The sequence below is a fragment of the Homoserinimonas flava genome (genome assembly GCF_054969005.1).
The window spans coordinates 55,463-70,086 of record NZ_JBUEQS010000002.1; the positions used below are offsets into that span (position 1 = coordinate 55,463).

15 protein-coding genes are annotated in these 14,624 nt (G+C 65.4%); 11 read left to right on the top strand and 4 right to left on the bottom strand.

The genetic code is table 11. The annotated features are described in order from the left end of the window. Window positions 1–6: 6 nt before the first annotated feature. From ACY48M_RS05765 to ACY48M_RS05775, 3 genes are all read left to right on the top strand, one after another. On the top strand, window positions 7–228 hold the full coding sequence (locus ACY48M_RS05765) for a hypothetical protein (RefSeq protein WP_462819319.1): 222 nt from the start codon (window positions 7–9) through the stop codon (window positions 226–228). A gap of 82 nt (window positions 229–310) precedes the next feature. Continuing rightward, complete coding sequence (locus tag ACY48M_RS05770) at window positions 311–2,080, top strand: stealth family protein (protein ID WP_462819320.1); 1,770 nt, start codon at window positions 311–313, stop codon at window positions 2,078–2,080. Between the two features lie 144 nt (window positions 2,081–2,224). Further along, a complete protein-coding gene (locus ACY48M_RS05775; RefSeq protein ID WP_462819321.1) occupies window positions 2,225–2,509 on the top strand; it encodes a GIY-YIG nuclease family protein in 285 nt (94 codons plus the stop codon). Window positions 2,510–2,618: 109 nt separating this feature from the next. Here the strand turns inward: ACY48M_RS05775 and ACY48M_RS05780 are convergent, their stop codons facing one another. Further along, window positions 2,619–3,566: a phosphodiesterase gene (locus ACY48M_RS05780; protein WP_462819322.1), complete on the bottom strand. Its 948-nt coding sequence runs from the start codon at window positions 3,564–3,566 to the stop codon at window positions 2,619–2,621. 150 nt (window positions 3,567–3,716) lie between these two features. Here ACY48M_RS05780 and ACY48M_RS05785 point away from each other — a divergent pair, with 150 nt between their 5' ends. Further along, on the top strand, window positions 3,717–5,483 hold the full coding sequence (locus tag ACY48M_RS05785; protein ID WP_462819323.1) for a DUF2207 domain-containing protein: 1,767 nt from the start codon (window positions 3,717–3,719) through the stop codon (window positions 5,481–5,483). Here ACY48M_RS05785 and ACY48M_RS05790 read toward each other — a convergent pair whose 3' ends face one another. Then, complete coding sequence (locus ACY48M_RS05790) at window positions 5,484–5,705, bottom strand: DUF2283 domain-containing protein (RefSeq protein WP_462819324.1); 222 nt, start codon at window positions 5,703–5,705, stop codon at window positions 5,484–5,486. 130 nt (window positions 5,706–5,835) lie between these two features. On the opposite strand from ACY48M_RS05790, the gene ACY48M_RS05795 reads away from it, so the two are divergent. From ACY48M_RS05795 to ACY48M_RS05810, 4 genes are all read left to right on the top strand, one after another. After that, window positions 5,836–6,762 carry a J domain-containing protein gene (locus ACY48M_RS05795; protein ID WP_462819325.1) on the top strand — a complete coding sequence of 309 codons (927 nt, stop codon included), beginning with the start codon at window positions 5,836–5,838 and terminating at the stop codon, window positions 6,760–6,762. A 112-nt stretch (window positions 6,763–6,874) separates the two neighbouring features. Then, window positions 6,875–7,402, top strand: coding sequence for a hypothetical protein (locus tag ACY48M_RS05800; RefSeq protein WP_462819326.1), 528 nt, complete (start codon window positions 6,875–6,877; stop codon window positions 7,400–7,402). Then, window positions 7,402–8,211: a nitroreductase family protein gene (locus tag ACY48M_RS05805; protein WP_462819327.1), complete on the top strand. Its 810-nt coding sequence runs from the start codon at window positions 7,402–7,404 to the stop codon at window positions 8,209–8,211. The genes ACY48M_RS05800 and ACY48M_RS05805 overlap by 1 nt, the downstream gene beginning before the upstream one ends. Before the next feature lie 33 nt (window positions 8,212–8,244). Beyond that, window positions 8,245–8,937, top strand: coding sequence for an endonuclease/exonuclease/phosphatase family protein (locus ACY48M_RS05810; protein ID WP_462819328.1), 693 nt, complete (start codon window positions 8,245–8,247; stop codon window positions 8,935–8,937). An 18-nt stretch (window positions 8,938–8,955) separates the two neighbouring features. On the opposite strand, the gene ACY48M_RS05815 is transcribed toward ACY48M_RS05810, so the two are convergent. Beyond that, window positions 8,956–10,464, bottom strand: a complete 1,509-nt coding sequence (locus ACY48M_RS05815) for a SulP family inorganic anion transporter (RefSeq protein WP_462819876.1) — start codon at window positions 10,462–10,464, stop codon at window positions 8,956–8,958. A 255-nt stretch (window positions 10,465–10,719) separates the two neighbouring features. Between ACY48M_RS05815 and ACY48M_RS05820 the strand changes: the two genes are divergently transcribed. Further along, window positions 10,720–11,076 (top strand): MerR family transcriptional regulator, encoded by a 357-nt coding sequence (locus tag ACY48M_RS05820; protein WP_462819329.1) that lies wholly within the window; start codon window positions 10,720–10,722, stop codon window positions 11,074–11,076. Between the two features lie 128 nt (window positions 11,077–11,204). Continuing rightward, window positions 11,205–11,642 (top strand): hypothetical protein, encoded by a 438-nt coding sequence (locus ACY48M_RS05825; protein ID WP_462819330.1) that lies wholly within the window; start codon window positions 11,205–11,207, stop codon window positions 11,640–11,642. On the opposite strand, the gene ACY48M_RS05830 is transcribed toward ACY48M_RS05825, so the two are convergent. After that, window positions 11,617–12,900, bottom strand: coding sequence for an MFS transporter (locus ACY48M_RS05830; RefSeq protein WP_462819331.1), 1,284 nt, complete (start codon window positions 12,898–12,900; stop codon window positions 11,617–11,619). The two genes, ACY48M_RS05825 and ACY48M_RS05830, sit on opposite strands and share 26 nt — an antisense overlap. Window positions 12,901–12,978: 78 nt before the next feature. On the opposite strand from ACY48M_RS05830, the gene ACY48M_RS05835 reads away from it, so the two are divergent. After that, window positions 12,979–14,586, top strand: coding sequence for a peptide chain release factor 3 (locus tag ACY48M_RS05835; RefSeq protein ID WP_462819332.1), 1,608 nt, complete (start codon window positions 12,979–12,981; stop codon window positions 14,584–14,586). The last annotated feature ends 38 nt before the right edge of the window (window positions 14,587–14,624 follow it).

Consider the following 14,624-nt stretch of genomic DNA (forward strand, 5'->3'; position numbering starts at 1 on the left):
GGCGAGATGGCTGACACACAAGACACCCCAATCGAGCACGGCAGCGACGATGCGACCGCCGAGCAAGGGCTCGATGGCATCGTCGAGCAGGTGCGTGCCGACATCGAGCTCGGGCACACCCACGGCTCGGCGTTTGGCCTGCTCCGGCAGCGCGCAGCAGAGGCACATCTCGAGGTGAGCGATGACCGACTCAGCCAGCTCGCCGAGCAGATCTCTGGCCCGCGCTGAAGCGCACGCGCGGGGTTATGCTGTGGATGGCTGACGGGTTCGTCTCAACACTGACGACCCAGGCTCGAACGATTGGGCCTACATGAACGTGTTCTCTCCTCTTGCCCTCGAAGGCAACCCAGCTTCCCCTGGGCCGACGACGTCGATCGTGCGCTCCGGCATCCACACCATTGTCGGCACCGAACTGACCCCGTGGCAGGCGTTCTGGGCCGACTTCGAGTTCATTCGTGCTGCGCTCGACGCCGCCGGCATCGACTTCTTCCTTGTGCGGGGCGCCGACCACCGCCCCATCGTGGTGGTCGATTGGGCCGAACGGTCACGGCTTGCGTCGGCGCTCGCCGAGTCGTGCCGACGTGAGCCCTTCTACTCCCGCACCGAAAAACTGTCAAAGGCGGCAAAAGCCGACATTGCGGCCCGCTCGCGGGGTCTCGCCAGCGGGGTGGGGCCGAATCATCTCGACTCCGACGCCGCCGAGGCGAAAGGTGGTGCAGACCCCGTGCTGTTCACCGCCGTCAATGAGGCGGATGACGCGGCGACCCCCATCATCGGCGAAGTCACGGTTGCCATCCCCGACAAGGTGGTGCTCGTCGCCCACGGTCGGCTCTCGCGCGATCGTTCGGCGCGCGCCTTCACCCTGTACCGTCCGCGCGAGGCCGCGATCGGCACGCTCCGCTATGCCGCCGAATCGGGCGTGCCACTCGAGCTGTGGGAGTATGCGGAGAGCCGCACCCTCGGCGGCGACGCGGCCGACGCAACCCTTGTCATTGGCGACGTCATCGCTCCCCGCCCCAACGTGCTGTTGCGTCACAGCACGCCGCAAACGGAGATCGTGCGCGGCACGGTAGAGCTTCACGGCCGCGAATGGCCGACCCTGCAGGGCATGTTCGACACCACCACCGACGATGTCACATTCGACATCGACATCGTGTTCTCTTGGGTTGATGGCTCCTCCGCCGAGTTCCAGCGGCAGCGCGCGCTCCGCATGGCGAGCTACGTCGTCGGTGAGGGCGACGACCATGAGGCGCGCTTTCGGCAACTCGACGAGTTGCGGTATGCGCTCCGCTCCGTGCACCTGTTCGCACCCTGGATTCGCAACATCTACATCGTCACCGACTCGCCCCGCCCCGCGTGGCTTGCCGAGCATCCGCGGGTCACGCTGCTGCGCAGCGAACAGTTCTTCAACGACACATCGGTGCTGCCGACGCACAACTCCCACGCGGTCGAGAGCCAGCTGCATCACATCGAGGGGCTCAGCGAGCACTTCCTCTATTCAAACGACGACATGTTCTTTGGCCGCGCGGTCGACCCCGAGATGTTCTTCTCGCCTGGCGGGGTGAGCAAGTTCATCCTTTCGAACACGCGCATCGGCGTCGGTGACAACGGGCCGACCCGAAGCGGGTTCGAAAACGCTGCGCGGGTGAATCGCGCCCTACTGCGTGATCGCTTCGGTGTCACCATCACGCGGCACCTTGAGCACGCTGCCGCCCCGCTGCGGCGCTCGGTCATCCACGAGCTTGAGGCAGAGTTTCCCGAAGACTTCGCTCGCACCTCCGCCGCGCAGTTCCGCCAGGCGACGGATGTTTCGGTCACCAACTCGCTCTACCACTACTACGCACTGCTCACGGGGCGGGCCGTGACGCAACCCTCGGCGAAGGTGCGCTACGTCGACACGACCGCCCGCGAGGGGGTGCGGCAGATGAAGCAGCTGCTCAAGCGTCGCAATTTTGACTTCTTCTGCCTCAACGACGGTTCGTTCCCCGAGCTGGATGGGGAGGAGCGGGCGCACGCCGTGCACTGGTTCCTCGACCGCTACTTTCCGATCGCAGCGCCGTGGGAGAACCCCGGAACGTAGTTCGTGGGGGTTTCGATACGCTCGCTGGCGCTCGCTACTCAACCGGCGAGTTTTCGCTGGTTGAGTAGGCCCGCCAGGGCCGTATCGAAACCCGGCATGTGGAACGTCTGCGTGGCGATACCGTCGCTGACCCAGAATGATCGGATGCCTCACATGTACATCCTTCTCTGCGGTGATGGGTCGTTCTATGTCGGCAGCACCCGCAATCTTGAGGCACGGATGCAGCAGCACGCGTCTGGCGTTGGGAGTCAGTACACCAGCATCCGACAGCCGGTGACACTTGTCTTCGCGCAGGAGTTCGAGCGCGTTGACGAGGCGTATGCCATGGAGAAGCGAGTGCAGGGGTGGTCGCGACGCAAACGGCAGGCGCTGATCGATGGACGGCTCCGTGACCTGCCGGCGCTGAGCCGCAAGCCTCGAAAACCGTAGTTCGTGGGGGTTTCGATACGCTCGCTGGCGCTCGCTACTCAACCGGCGGGTTTTCGCTGGTTGAGTAGGCCCGCCAGGGCCGTATCGAAACCCGGTACGCCGCGCTTGCCTAGAGCGCGGCGGCGAGCGCGAAGTCGCTGGCGAGGAGCGGCTTCTCGGCCGACACCTTGCTGTTGACGGCGTCGTCGATGGTCACACCGTGGCGCGCCAAGATTTGTGCCGTTTCGTCTGCCGACACGAAGGCGAGGGCCGGGGTGGAGCTCACCGGCACCACCGTGTGGAGCACCGTCTCGTCGTAGACGTGAATGAGGTTGTATGACTGCGCGCTGTCGCGCGGGATGGTCGCGCCGGTCTGCCCTGCGAGGTCTTGCGTGTAGCAGGTGGCTGAGGCGACCGAGACGGGGATGCCGGCGAACGTCGCAGTTGTCGAGTAGTGCAGGTGGCCGGCGATGATGCTGCGGATGTCGGAGCCGCGCAGCACCTCGGCAAGCGGACCCTGGTCGCGCAACTCAGCGAGCACCGCAAGGTCTTGCACGCTGGGGATCGGCGGGTGGTGCATCGCGAGGATGGTGCCGTGGGGCGCCGGTTCGGCGAGTTCTTCGGCGAGCCAGTCGAGTTGAGCATCGGCAACCTCACCGTGGTGGTGGCCGGGCACGGTGGAGTCAAGCGTGATGATGCGGAGGCCGTTCACGTCGTACACCCGGTCGACAGGGTTCGACGACGGAAGCTGGCCGAGCAGTTCTTCGCGGAACGCACCGCGGTCATCGTGGTTGCCCATCACCCAGATGACTTGGGCGCCGAGCCGTGCTGCGGCGGGGTCGACGATTGCGCGGAGTTTGGCGTATGCCTCCGGCTCGCCGTGATCGGCGAGATCGCCCGTGAAGACGATCGCTTCTGGCCGCGCCCCCGACGCTTCGAGTCGCACGAAGAGCTCGGCGAGGCGCGCCTCGCTGTCGACGCTGTCGTACAGCATTCGGCCCCCAGCGAGAAAGTGTGTATCGCTGAGGTGCAATATGAAGTGGTCTGGCCGCGCATACGCGGCCGTGTAACCGGCCATAGGGGTAGTCCATCACCTCAATCCGAACGGCGCCTTAACAAATCCCGGCGATTCGCACCCCAGTTCGGGGTCCAGTTGGGGCGGCATCCGTCGCTCGGGGTCACCCCGGCGGGGGAGGCGCACAGCACACGCCCGCGTTATCGTGGCCGCATGAATAGAGCCGCCGCATGTCTCGCCGTCGCCGTGATTGCCCTCCTCGGTGTGGTGTCGCCGGTCACCGCCGCCCACGCCGATGTCGATGATTTCGAGTTCGCGAGCTTCCACGCCGACTACTACCTCGACCGGGATGACGAGGGGCGCTCGACGCTCCGCACGGTGGAGACGATCGTCGCGGTCTTCCCCGACTTTGATCAGAACCGCGGCATCGTGCGCACTCTGCCCGATCGCTATGAGGGGCATCCGACCGAGCTTGAAATCGTTTCGGTGACCGACGAAAACGGTGACCCCGTCGAGTATGAGACTGAAAGCGACGATGGTCTCGCCCTTGCGCTCGGCGGTGACGACTTTGTGCAGGGCGAGCAGACGTATGTGATCGAGTACACGCAGGTCAACGTGACGCGCTACTACGACGACACGGATGCCGACGAGTTTTATTGGGACGTCAACGGCACCGACTGGGGGCAGCCGTTCGCTGAGGTCAGCGCCACAGTGCACCTCGGGGACGGCCTCGAGCAGCAGCTCGCGGGTGGCGTGGACGCGGTCTTCGGTCGCGAGGGCGCGACGAATCCGGCGACCATCGACGGTCTCACGTTCGTGGCGAGCAACCTCGGGCCGAACGAGACTCTCTCCTTCGCGGTCGGCTTCGAGCCCGGCACCTTCGTGCCGCGTGACAGCAGCTATTTCGCGGCACCGTGGCCTGTGGTCTCGCTCATCGGCACGATTGGCGCGCTCGCGGCATTCGTGTGGGCGCTCGCGGTGCGCCGCAGCCGCCTCCGCGATGAGCCCGGGCGCCCCACGATCATCGCCGAGTACGCGCCGTCGAAGGATGCGAACCTGCTCACCGCCGCCGTCATCTCGGGAACCTCGGCGAAGTCGGTGCCGGCGCAGATCATCGACTTCGCGGTGAGGGGCAGGGTGCGCATCGTCGAGGAGCGCACAGAAGGGTTCTTCGGCAAGGACAAAGAGGAGTTCTCCCTCGAGTACCTCGACGCCACGGGAACCGACTCACAGGAGCAGGAGTTCCTCCACGCGTTGTTCGGTTCGAACCTCACACCGGGTGAACGGCGTCGGCTCGACAAGCCCGACACCAAGGCGGCCGCGAAGCTGGGCACGCTCGCCCAACGCGTCACCAAGGAAGTCAAGGCGGAGGGGTATCAGCGTCCGTATCCGACCGGGGCCGCCCTCCCCGTCTTCTTCGTCGCCCTCGTGGGCGGCCTTGTCGGGGTCATCTTTGCGATCGTCTCGCTCGATCAGGACTACGGATGGCCGTGGCCGCTAGTGCAGATCATCGTCTCCCTCCTCGCCCTCGTCGCCGCGATCATCGCGCTCGCGCGGCAGCCCCTCACCGCCCGCGGCGCAGAGGTGCGAGACCACATGAAGGGCCTCGACGTGTACATCACGCTGGCAGAGGCGGACCGCATCCGGTTCCTCCAGTCGCCCGAAGGCGCCCAACGCGCGCCGATCGCCGCCGACGATGAGGCGCAGCTGGTGAAGCTCAACGAACGGCTGCTGCCCTACGCGATGCTGTTCGGTCACGAGAAGGAATGGGCGGAGGAGCTCGGTCGTCACTACGAGAACCTCGGCACGAGCCCCGACTGGTACTACGGCTCTGGCACTTTCAACGCGCTCATGTTCGCCAACAGTGTCAACTCGATCAGCACGAGCAGCGCGTCGACCTTCACCGCGTCATCCGGCGGCTCGGGAGGCGGCGCCTCCGCTGGTGGTGGAGGTGGTGGAGGTGGTGGCGGAGGCCGCTGATCATCCCCCTGCTGCGGTGAGACCAGCCACGTCGAGCAGCATCGAAGCGCTGAGAATCTCGATGCCGACAATCGTTCCGTCGCTGGCGAGATCGACCGCCATTGGCAGCGCGTCAGGGCGGAGCTCTACCTCGACGGTACGCTCAACAATGCCCGGGCCGTGCGGCACGAATCGAATGTAGGCAGCGTCAACGGCGTCGTCGTACTCGATTTCCATCGCCATCTGCGCACCGTTCCAATCGTTCGAGAAATGCCTGCGAGCTCGTGCAAGAACACCATAGATCGGCCAGCACGGGCCGCGCTCACAGAAGCCGCGAAGCCGACATCCGGCAGCCCGCCGGTACGCTTGAGCGGTGTCTCGCAGCCCCCTGAACCCGTCGCCCTATGAGGTGCTCGGTGTCGCGGCATCCGCGAGCGATGAGGAGCTGCGGCGGGCCTACCGCAAGATGGCGCGCGAAACCCACCCCGATACTGGCGGCGATGCGCGGCGGTTCCACGCCGTGCAGCACGCCTGGGAGCTGCTCGGTACGCCAGAAGATCGCGCGGCATACGACCGCGGGCGCACCGGCGGCACCGAGTCGCGCGCGACCTGGGCTCCGGCAGCCCCGCGCTCCACGGCCGAAAACCGCCCGCAGGCCCGCGCCTACGGCCACCCCGGCGGGCTCAGCCGCGAGCACTACCTCGACCTGATGCGCGAGTGGGTGGGGCGCGGCGCCGCCCTGCCAGACCCGTACGACCCCGCACTCGTGCGATCGGCGCCCCGTGACATCCGCCACCTGCTTGCGAATGCGCTCGCCGAGGAGGCGACGGCCACGCAGGCGGCATCGCTCGGCATCGCCTACACGGTGTGGCACGACGTTGCGACCGACACGGGCGGCGACCCCTGGTCGTCGAAGCTCGATCACGTGGTGCTCGGGCCGAGCGGGCTCTTCGCGGTGCAGTCAGAAGACTGGGGTGCACCGGTGCGCGTCAAGCGCAACGAGATCATCGGCGAGCCCATCGCGCCGGGTGAGCGCCCGCTGAACTCCCTCGCACTGCGGGCGAAATCCGTTGCTCGGGCCGCACGCGTCAAGTTCACGACCCTCGTCGTCGTCGTGCCCGATGACGCGATCGACGATGCCATCACCATCGGCCGGATGCGCGGGCTCACGAGCGCGGTCGTGCAGCGTTCGAGGCTGCCGGGGGTGCTGCGTGGCGACCTTGCCGATGCCCCCCTCATCGGCGGCACCGACCTCTTCGAGGTGCGGACCCGCCTGCAGTCCACCATCCGCTACGCGTAGGGCAGCTCGCCGCGCTCGTCTAAGAGCCGCGCGCGTCTAAGAGCCACGCTCGTCTGAATGTGCGCCGAGAGTTTGCTCAGTGGAGGCAAAACGAGTCGATCATGGGGTGCACATGGACACTGCAAAACTCACCACCGCCGCCTGCGCCAGCTATGCCGCCAACGCGACCCTCGGGTTTGCCGTTGCGACGAAGATCGTCGACACGAGCAGGGCGAAATGGCTGCATCACGGGCTCTACATCTCGACGTTCGCGCTGACCGGCGCCGTCGTGTGGACCTCCCTCGGCCCGATTGTGTTGTCGGCGCGGAGTGCGCTCACGAAGAAGCCTCGGGGTGTCATCGCGGGGCGCGAGTCTGCGGCGAGCCTGCCGCCCGTGCGCATTCCGTCGAAGCAGGCGCGCAAGAAGAGTTCCGGCGGCCTGGCCGGCTGGTTGCTGCTGCCCACCCTGGTGCCGCTCGCGATCATCTCCAAAGTCGATGCGCGGAGCCCCGCGCATCCGCTCATCGCCCTCACCGCCGCCCCCTTCTACCTCGCCGCCGGCATCGCGGCCGGCGTCTCCGGGGTCCGCCGGCGCAAGGATGCGAAGAAGGCCCAGCGAGGCTCGAAAGCAGGGCGAGGCTCGAAAGGTCGCAGGCGCTGATGGAGCTGTTCGACGCGATTCGGCGCCGCAAAACCACCAACGGCCCATTCTTGCCAGACCCTGTCTCTGAAGAGCACCAGCGGATGCTCATGGAGCTCGCCGGCCGTGCACCCTCACAGCTCAACAGCCAGCCGTGGCGGTTCGTGCTCATCGAAGACCGCACCATGATCGAGACCATCGCCGACATTAGCGGCGAGAGCATGACGGAGGCGATGTCGAACGGCACCTTCTTTGAGCGCTACAAGCCGTACTTCAGGTTCAGCAAACAGGAGATGGCGGAGCATCGCAGCGGCATGCTCTTTGACAAGCTGCCGGCACCGTTGCGGCCGTTCACCTCGCAGGCGTTCACGCCACGGGGGCAGAAACTCATGAACGCACTTCGGGTGCCGCAGACGCTCGGCGCCGAGAACCGCAAACTGGTGGCGGGCTCGCCGCTGCTCATCGCCGTGCTGCTCGACCGCAGTGAGTACCGGCCGGGCGAGCTTTCATCGTTCTACTCGATCTTCAGCATGGGTGCGGCGATGGAGAACATCTGGCTCTCGACGGCGGCGCTCGGGATGGGCATCCAGTTCGTCTCGTTCCCGATGGAGGTGCCGAGGCGCTGGGCCGAAGTCGAAGGCCTGCTCGAGGTGCCAGACGATCTTGAGCTCATGGCCGTCTACCGTCTCGGATACCTGCCTGCGGAGCAGCGGCGCCCGGCCATCGACTGGTCGAGTCATGAGCGCAAACTCCCATCGCAATACGTTTTCAGTGGCACGTGCCGCACACCCCGGACTGGGTGGGACGAAGCATCCCCGCCAGCGCCGTAGGCTAGTGCCACCGTCCGCCGAACGAGGTTTGTAGTGAAAGTCATTAGTTATAACCTGCGCAAACATCGCGCCGTGGGAGAGATTCATGCCCTCGCCGAGGGCCACGATCTTGACCTTCTCTGCCTGCAGGAGGCCGATACGACTGTGCTTCCCGCCGAAGCGGGAGGGCTCCACCTTGCCGACGCTACGCGCCGCAACCGGCTTGGTCTCGCCGTCTACTACCGCCGCGACCGTTTCACGGCGCTCAACACCAAAGCCTTCGAGCTGAAGAAGTCGCTCCACGACTACGTGCTGAGCCCCGCGCATGAGCGCCTGCTTGGCACGCGGCTCGTCGACCTCAAGCATGACCGCGAGCTCATGGTTGCGTCGTTTCACGCCGCGCCCCTCACGGCATTGAACTCGTTGCGTCGCCAGCAGATCCGCACCGCGCACGAACAGCTCCGCGAGATGGGCCCCGGTCTGCCGACCCTCATGGTGGGCGACTACAACTACCCCGTCTTCAAAAACCACCTCAGCCGACGCGTCGTCGAATCCGGCTACGACCTCACCTTGAGCGACAGCAGCACCTACACGCGGTACAAGTTCTTTCGGGGCCATTTCGACCTCGCGACCTCGATCGGGCTCGACATCGACAGTGTCGAGACGCTCCCGCGGGGCACCTCAGATCACATGCCCATTCTCGTCACCGCCACCTATCGCGCCGAGTCCCGCGCGAAGATCGCATAGCTCACCTGCCGGCGCGAATCAGTGCCCTGCCCCGAGATTGCCGGCGAGACGCTCGTGAATGCGCAGGCTCGGCACGTTGAGTCCCTCGATAATCACTCGTTTGTCGCGGTCACGGTACTTCGTGACAATGGCGTCGAGCGCGGCGACCGTCGAGGCATCCCAAATGTGTGACTCTGACATGTCGATGATGATGCGGTCGGGATCGTCCGCGTATTCGAACTGGGTTGTGAGGTCGTTGCTCGAGGCAAAGAACAGTTCGCCCACGACCTTGTAGTGCGCGGTCGGCACCGCTTCGCCCTCCGGCAGCGTGCGGGTGACCGAGGCAAAGTGCGCCACGCGGCGGGCGAAGGCGACCATCGCGACCAGCACGCCGACGATCACGCCGACTGCCAGGTTGTGGGTCCACACGATCACGATCACCGTCGAGATCATGACGGCCGTTTCGCTCTTCGGCATCCGCTTGAGGGTGCCTAGGCGGATGCTGTGCCAGTCGAAGGTGAGCACCGCGACGATGATCATGACGGCCACGAGGGCTGCCATCGGCACGACGACGAGGATGTCGCTGAATCCGACCACGAGGATCAAGAGGAACACGCCAGCGAGGAAGGTCGAGATGCGGGTGCGTGCACCCGAGGCCTTCACGTTGATCATGGTCTGGCCGATCATGGCGCAGCCGCCCATGCCGCCGAAGAAGCCGGAGGCGATGTTGGCGACGCCCTGGCCCCAGCCCTCGCGGGTCTTGTTGGAATGGGTGTCGGTGACGTCGTCGACGATCTTCGCAGCCATGAGCGATTCGAGAATGCCGACCATCGCCATGCCGAGGGCGTATGGCGCGATGATCGTGAAGGTCTCCCAGGTGAGCGGCACGTCGGGGAAGAACAGTTCGGGCAGGCTCTCGGGCAGGTCTCCCTGGTCGCCGATGGTCGGAACATTGAGCGCGAGCACCACGGTGGCGACGGTGAGCACCACGATGGCGACGAGCGCGGCCGGGACGACCTTCGTGAGGCGCGGCATGACGACCATGATGATGATGCCGACCGCTACGAGCGGGTACACCAGCCACGGCACACCGAGCAACTGCGGCAGCTGTGACGTGAAGATAAGGATGGCCAGGGCATTGACGAAGCCGACCATGACGCTGCGGGGAATGAAGCGCATGAGCTTGGCGACGCCGATGACCGAGAGCACGATTTGGAAGATGCCGGCAAGAATCACGGTGGCGATGAAGTAGTCAAGACCGTATTGCTGGGCCACAGGCGCGATGACGAGCGCGATCGCGCCCGTCGCAGCGGTAATCATGGCGGGTCGCCCGCCGACGAACGCAATCGTGACCGCCATGACGAAGGACGAGAAGAGTCCTACCCTCGGGTCGACACCGGCGATGATCGAAAAGGCGATCGCCTCGGGAATGAGGGCCATGGCGACGACGAGGCCGGCGAGCGCCTCGCGGGTGAAAAGGCGCGGCGACCGGAGGGCGGTCCACACGCTTGGGTCGGGCTTATAGCGTGCGCGTTCGGCGGCCTTCATGGCGGCGCGGGCAGCGCGCTTCTCTGATACAGGCATAGAGGTACTCCAGGGACGAAGGCGGCAGACGGTGCCGCATGGGCAAGAGGTGCGCCACGGTGCGCGAAGACCGATTTCGTCCGCTGAAGCGACGACAATAGGCGGAGGCAGGGCGTGTGGAACGCCACTGTCGGCAACTCTACCGTGACGTCAGGGTAGAGTGTCAACTTCGAGCGAGACGAGGTGAGAATCCTGAGCCAGGATGCCGCGGAAACAACTATGCACATCGGCGAGGTCGCAGAGAGGACCGGACTCTCTCTTCGCACGCTGCGCCACTACGACGAGATCGGGCTGCTGCATGCTTCTGGGCGCACGGAGGGAGGATTTCGGCTCTACACCGAGAGCGACCTGGAACGGCTCCTCCTCATTCGACGCATGAAGCCTCTCGGCTTCTCACTTGAGGAGATGATCGAGCTCCTCCGCGTCATCGATTCGCTCCACGTCGACGGATCAGGCGACGCCGCACAGCGACGTCGGCTCGAAGTGTTCATCGCAGACGCTGAACGACGGCGGGAGGCGCTCGTCTTACAGCTAGGCATGGCCGACGAGTTCCTCGAGCAGCTTCGCCGACGGTAGTGCGGCAAACTCTCACGTTACGTGAGAGTAGAGTGGCAAACTTCAGCGTGGTATCAGTGCGGAGAAGAGGCAAGCCAGTGTTCATACATCCACTCGCTCGAGACGATCAGCATCTCGTGCAGGATTTCATGCTTACCAAGATCATGCTCCTGCTCGCTCGGCATGCCGACGAAGGAGAGTGGCTTTTCGAACTGCAGGCTATGGATGACCACTCCGTGCCGGAGACAAGGAGCGGACATCCGTTCCTGTTTATCTACACTGCCGCTCGGTATGCAATCGCGGTGCGTCGCTCTCGCGGTGAGCCTGAAGTCAACACCGATCGCGAAGCCGGAACGGACTTCATGACAGAGTTCACCGCTGCTGTGGCCGCGGGAGAGGCATCGCAGGCGTTGCGTCTCTGGTTGGCTTCGCCCTTTAGCCTCGAAATCTATATCGCTGGCCCGCAGCTTCGCCGACTCTCCTCCGAATACCTCAGCGGAGTCGCGACGAGTGGAGACGAACCGCTCTCGTCGAACATCGCAGACTTCATTCCCGACCCGTTCACGGCCTCCCCGAAGACCGCCTGAGGCGGGCTGCCGCGCGCGACTGCTGTGGCGGCCGGGCAAATAGCGCGAGGATCGCAACCGCAACCGGAATGATCGCGAGTATCGCGGCCGGCCTTTCGAAGCTTCCCGACATCTCGAATCCGACGGAGAGGGCGAGCGGTCCGAAGGCGGTTGAGGCGAGGCTGATCGAGGTGGCGACGCCACGGATACTGCCGATGTGTGCGGTGCCGTAGTAGCGAACGTATGATGCCGCCTCCATCCCTCGCAAGCTTCCCGTCGCAGCACCAAGCACGAATCCGTAAATGACGGCCGTCCAATCCGGGCCGACGAGCGGCAGCATGAGCAGCGACGCGGCGAGGGTTCCCATCGAGAAGACGACGAAGATCTTGGGGCTCGCGCGGTCGATCAGGCTGCCGACGAGCAGCGTGGCGAGAATCCCGGTGACGGTCTGGGGCAAAAAGTTCGCTGCCGCCTCGACCGAGCTCAGTCCCTGCTCGCCGAGAATGGCGATCTGGTGAAACGCGAGAGCCGTGCTCAAGGCACCAGACGTCGCGAGGCTGGCCGCGAGCACCCAGAACATACCGGAGCGCACAGCCTCCGGCATCGTCCAGGATGCCCCGTGAAGCGCGATCTCGCCCGTCGCGAGCGATGGCGCCTCCGAGCGGGTTGGACGCCCCGCCGGCAGCACGAAGGCCAGCGGAATTACCACCAATATCACCGCGAGAGCCTCCCAGCGCCAGGCGTCGCGGATGCCCACCTCGGCGATGAGCATCTCGATGAACACAGGGGTGAGTGAGATCCCTGCCGAGCCGATCGCCGAAGTGATGCCGAGCGCGAGTCCCCGGCGATGCGTGATTGCGCGGGCCACCGCGGTGGTTGCCGCGAGGGTCAGTGCGCCCTGACCAGCCATTCGCACGCCTGTATAACCGGCGGTGAGGCCGACGACCTCGTGCACGAGGCTCAAACCCAGCAGCGCGAGCGCGAAGCCGATCGCGATGAGCACGAGAGCGCGGCGCACGCCCCAGCGGTCGAGCGCTCTGCCGATCGCGGGCTGGAGAGACGCCCCGATGAGTGTGCCGATGAGATAACTGACCGACACATCTGTTCGTGAGAGGTGAAGCTCTGCGATGAGTGGATCGGTGAAGACCGAAAGACCCGCCGTCTGGCCCGGTGCCGTCATGATTGAGGCGAACCCTGCGGCGACCACCACGAGAAGCCAACGCCAGCGCCGTTGAGCCCTCCGGGGCGGACGGTCGGCTGCGCGGGAATGTGCGGTCACTGGCTGATGGTAATTCACCACTCGCAAATCGTGAACTCAGCAAATCTCCCGCGAGGGGAGGGTACGATGGGCCGTTGTATGGGAATCACTTCTGCGACCGCCACCGCCGTCACCACCGGCGAGTCCACCGTGCTCCGCGAGGCACTTCGCCGCCGATCGATCGCCGTCATCTCGCATCCGGATGCCGGCAAGTCGACCCTCACCGAAGCACTCCTGCTGCACTCGCACACGATCGCCGTCGCTGGCGCCGTGCATGGCAAGTCCTCTCGCAAAGCGACCGTTTCCGACTGGATGGCGATGGAGCAGGCGCGAGGGATTTCGATCAGCTCGGCGGCGCTGCAGTTCGAGCACCGGGGGGTCGTCATCAATCTCGTCGATACTCCCGGCCACGCCGACTTCTCTGAAGACACCTACCGTGTGCTCTCCGCCGTCGACGCCGCTATCATGCTTGTCGATGCCGCCAAAGGGCTCGAGGCGCAGACCATGAAGCTCTTCGATGTGTGTCGCCGCCGTGGCATCCCGGTCATCACGATGATCAACAAGTGGGATCGACCCGGACGAGACGCGCTCGATCTCATGGACGAGATCACCGAAAAGACTGGCCTTGTGCCGACCCCCATCACGTGGCCTGTCGGGTTGTCCGGCGAGTTCGCCGGGTTGCTGGAGTGCGCGACGGGCGACCTGCTGCAGTTTGAGCGCACGCCGGGCGGAGCCACGATCGCTACGACGACGCGCTATAGCGCGGGGCCAGACGCCGATGAAGCTGGTGGTGCTCCATGGGCCGTCGCTCGCGAAGAGGCTGAACTGTTGCAGGCCGAGGGGCAGGTGCACGAGAGCGCCACGTTCCGCGATGGCATCACGAGCCCCGTACTCTTCGGTGCAGCCGTCGCGAACATCGGTGTGCAGCAGCTGCTCGATGCGATCGTCGATTTCGCTCCGCCCGTCGAGGCCCGCGTCGACACGGGCGGTGGCCACCGCGCGGTCGACAGCAGCTTCTCGGGCTTCGTCTTCAAGGTGCAGTCGGGCATGGACAAGTCGCATCGCGACCGGCTCGCCTTCATTCGGGTGTGCTCGGGCGTGTTCGAGCGTGGCATGCACCTCATTCACGAACCCAGCGGGCGCCCGTTCGCCACCAAGTACGCCCAGCAGGTCTTCGGTCGCGATCGTGAGACGGTGGATGTCGCGTGGCCCGGCGACATCGTCGGCCTCGTCAACGCGACGGCGCTCCGCCCGGGCGACACCCTCTACGTCGACACCCCAGTCCAGTTTCCGCGCATGCCGCGCTTTGTGCCCGAGCACTTCCGGGTCGCCAGGTCTGCCGATTCGAGCAAGCACAAACAGTTCCGTCGGGGCATCGAACAGCTCGACCATGAGGGCATCGTGCAGGTCTACACGTCCGAGCTTCGCGGCGACCAGGCGCCGGTGCTTGCGGCCGTCGGGCCGATGCAGTTCGAGGTCGCCGCCGACCGCATGGCGAACGACTTCGGCGCCCCCATCAATCTCGAGGCGCTGCCGCACACCCTCGTGCGGTCAACGGATGAGGCGACCGCGCTCGAACTCGGCAAGGAGCGTTCCGCCGAGGTCATGACCCGCTCCGACGGGGTGCTCGTTGCCCTGTTCTCCAACGACTGGCGCATGCGCGCGCTGCACCGGGAGCACCCGCACTACGTGCTTGAGGAGCTCTGACATCCGCTCGCGCGCGCCTGAGCACGGTGCTTTCGTGC

Bases quoted from the DNA above. Each gene is read 5' to 3' on its own strand.
- ACY48M_RS05765 (WP_462819319.1), top strand. From the start codon at position 7: ATGGCTGACACACAAGACACCCCAATCGAGCACGGCAGCGACGATGCG.
- ACY48M_RS05770 (WP_462819320.1), top strand. From the start codon at position 311: ATGAACGTGTTCTCTCCTCTTGCCCTCGAAGGCAACCCAGCTTCCCCT.
- ACY48M_RS05775 (WP_462819321.1), top strand. From the start codon at position 2,225: ATGCCTCACATGTACATCCTTCTCTGCGGTGATGGGTCGTTCTATGTC.
- ACY48M_RS05780 (WP_462819322.1), bottom strand. From the start codon at position 3,566: ATGGCCGGTTACACGGCCGCGTATGCGCGGCCAGACCACTTCATATTG.
- ACY48M_RS05785 (WP_462819323.1), top strand. From the start codon at position 3,717: ATGAATAGAGCCGCCGCATGTCTCGCCGTCGCCGTGATTGCCCTCCTC.
- ACY48M_RS05790 (WP_462819324.1), bottom strand. From the start codon at position 5,705: ATGGCGATGGAAATCGAGTACGACGACGCCGTTGACGCTGCCTACATT.
- ACY48M_RS05800 (WP_462819326.1), top strand. From the start codon at position 6,875: ATGGACACTGCAAAACTCACCACCGCCGCCTGCGCCAGCTATGCCGCC.
- ACY48M_RS05805 (WP_462819327.1), top strand. From the start codon at position 7,402: ATGGAGCTGTTCGACGCGATTCGGCGCCGCAAAACCACCAACGGCCCA.
- ACY48M_RS05815 (WP_462819876.1), bottom strand. From the start codon at position 10,464: ATGAAGGCCGCCGAACGCGCACGCTATAAGCCCGACCCAAGCGTGTGG.
- ACY48M_RS05820 (WP_462819329.1), top strand. From the start codon at position 10,720: ATGCACATCGGCGAGGTCGCAGAGAGGACCGGACTCTCTCTTCGCACG.
- ACY48M_RS05825 (WP_462819330.1), top strand. From the start codon at position 11,205: ATGCTTACCAAGATCATGCTCCTGCTCGCTCGGCATGCCGACGAAGGA.
- ACY48M_RS05835 (WP_462819332.1), top strand. From the start codon at position 12,979: ATGGGAATCACTTCTGCGACCGCCACCGCCGTCACCACCGGCGAGTCC.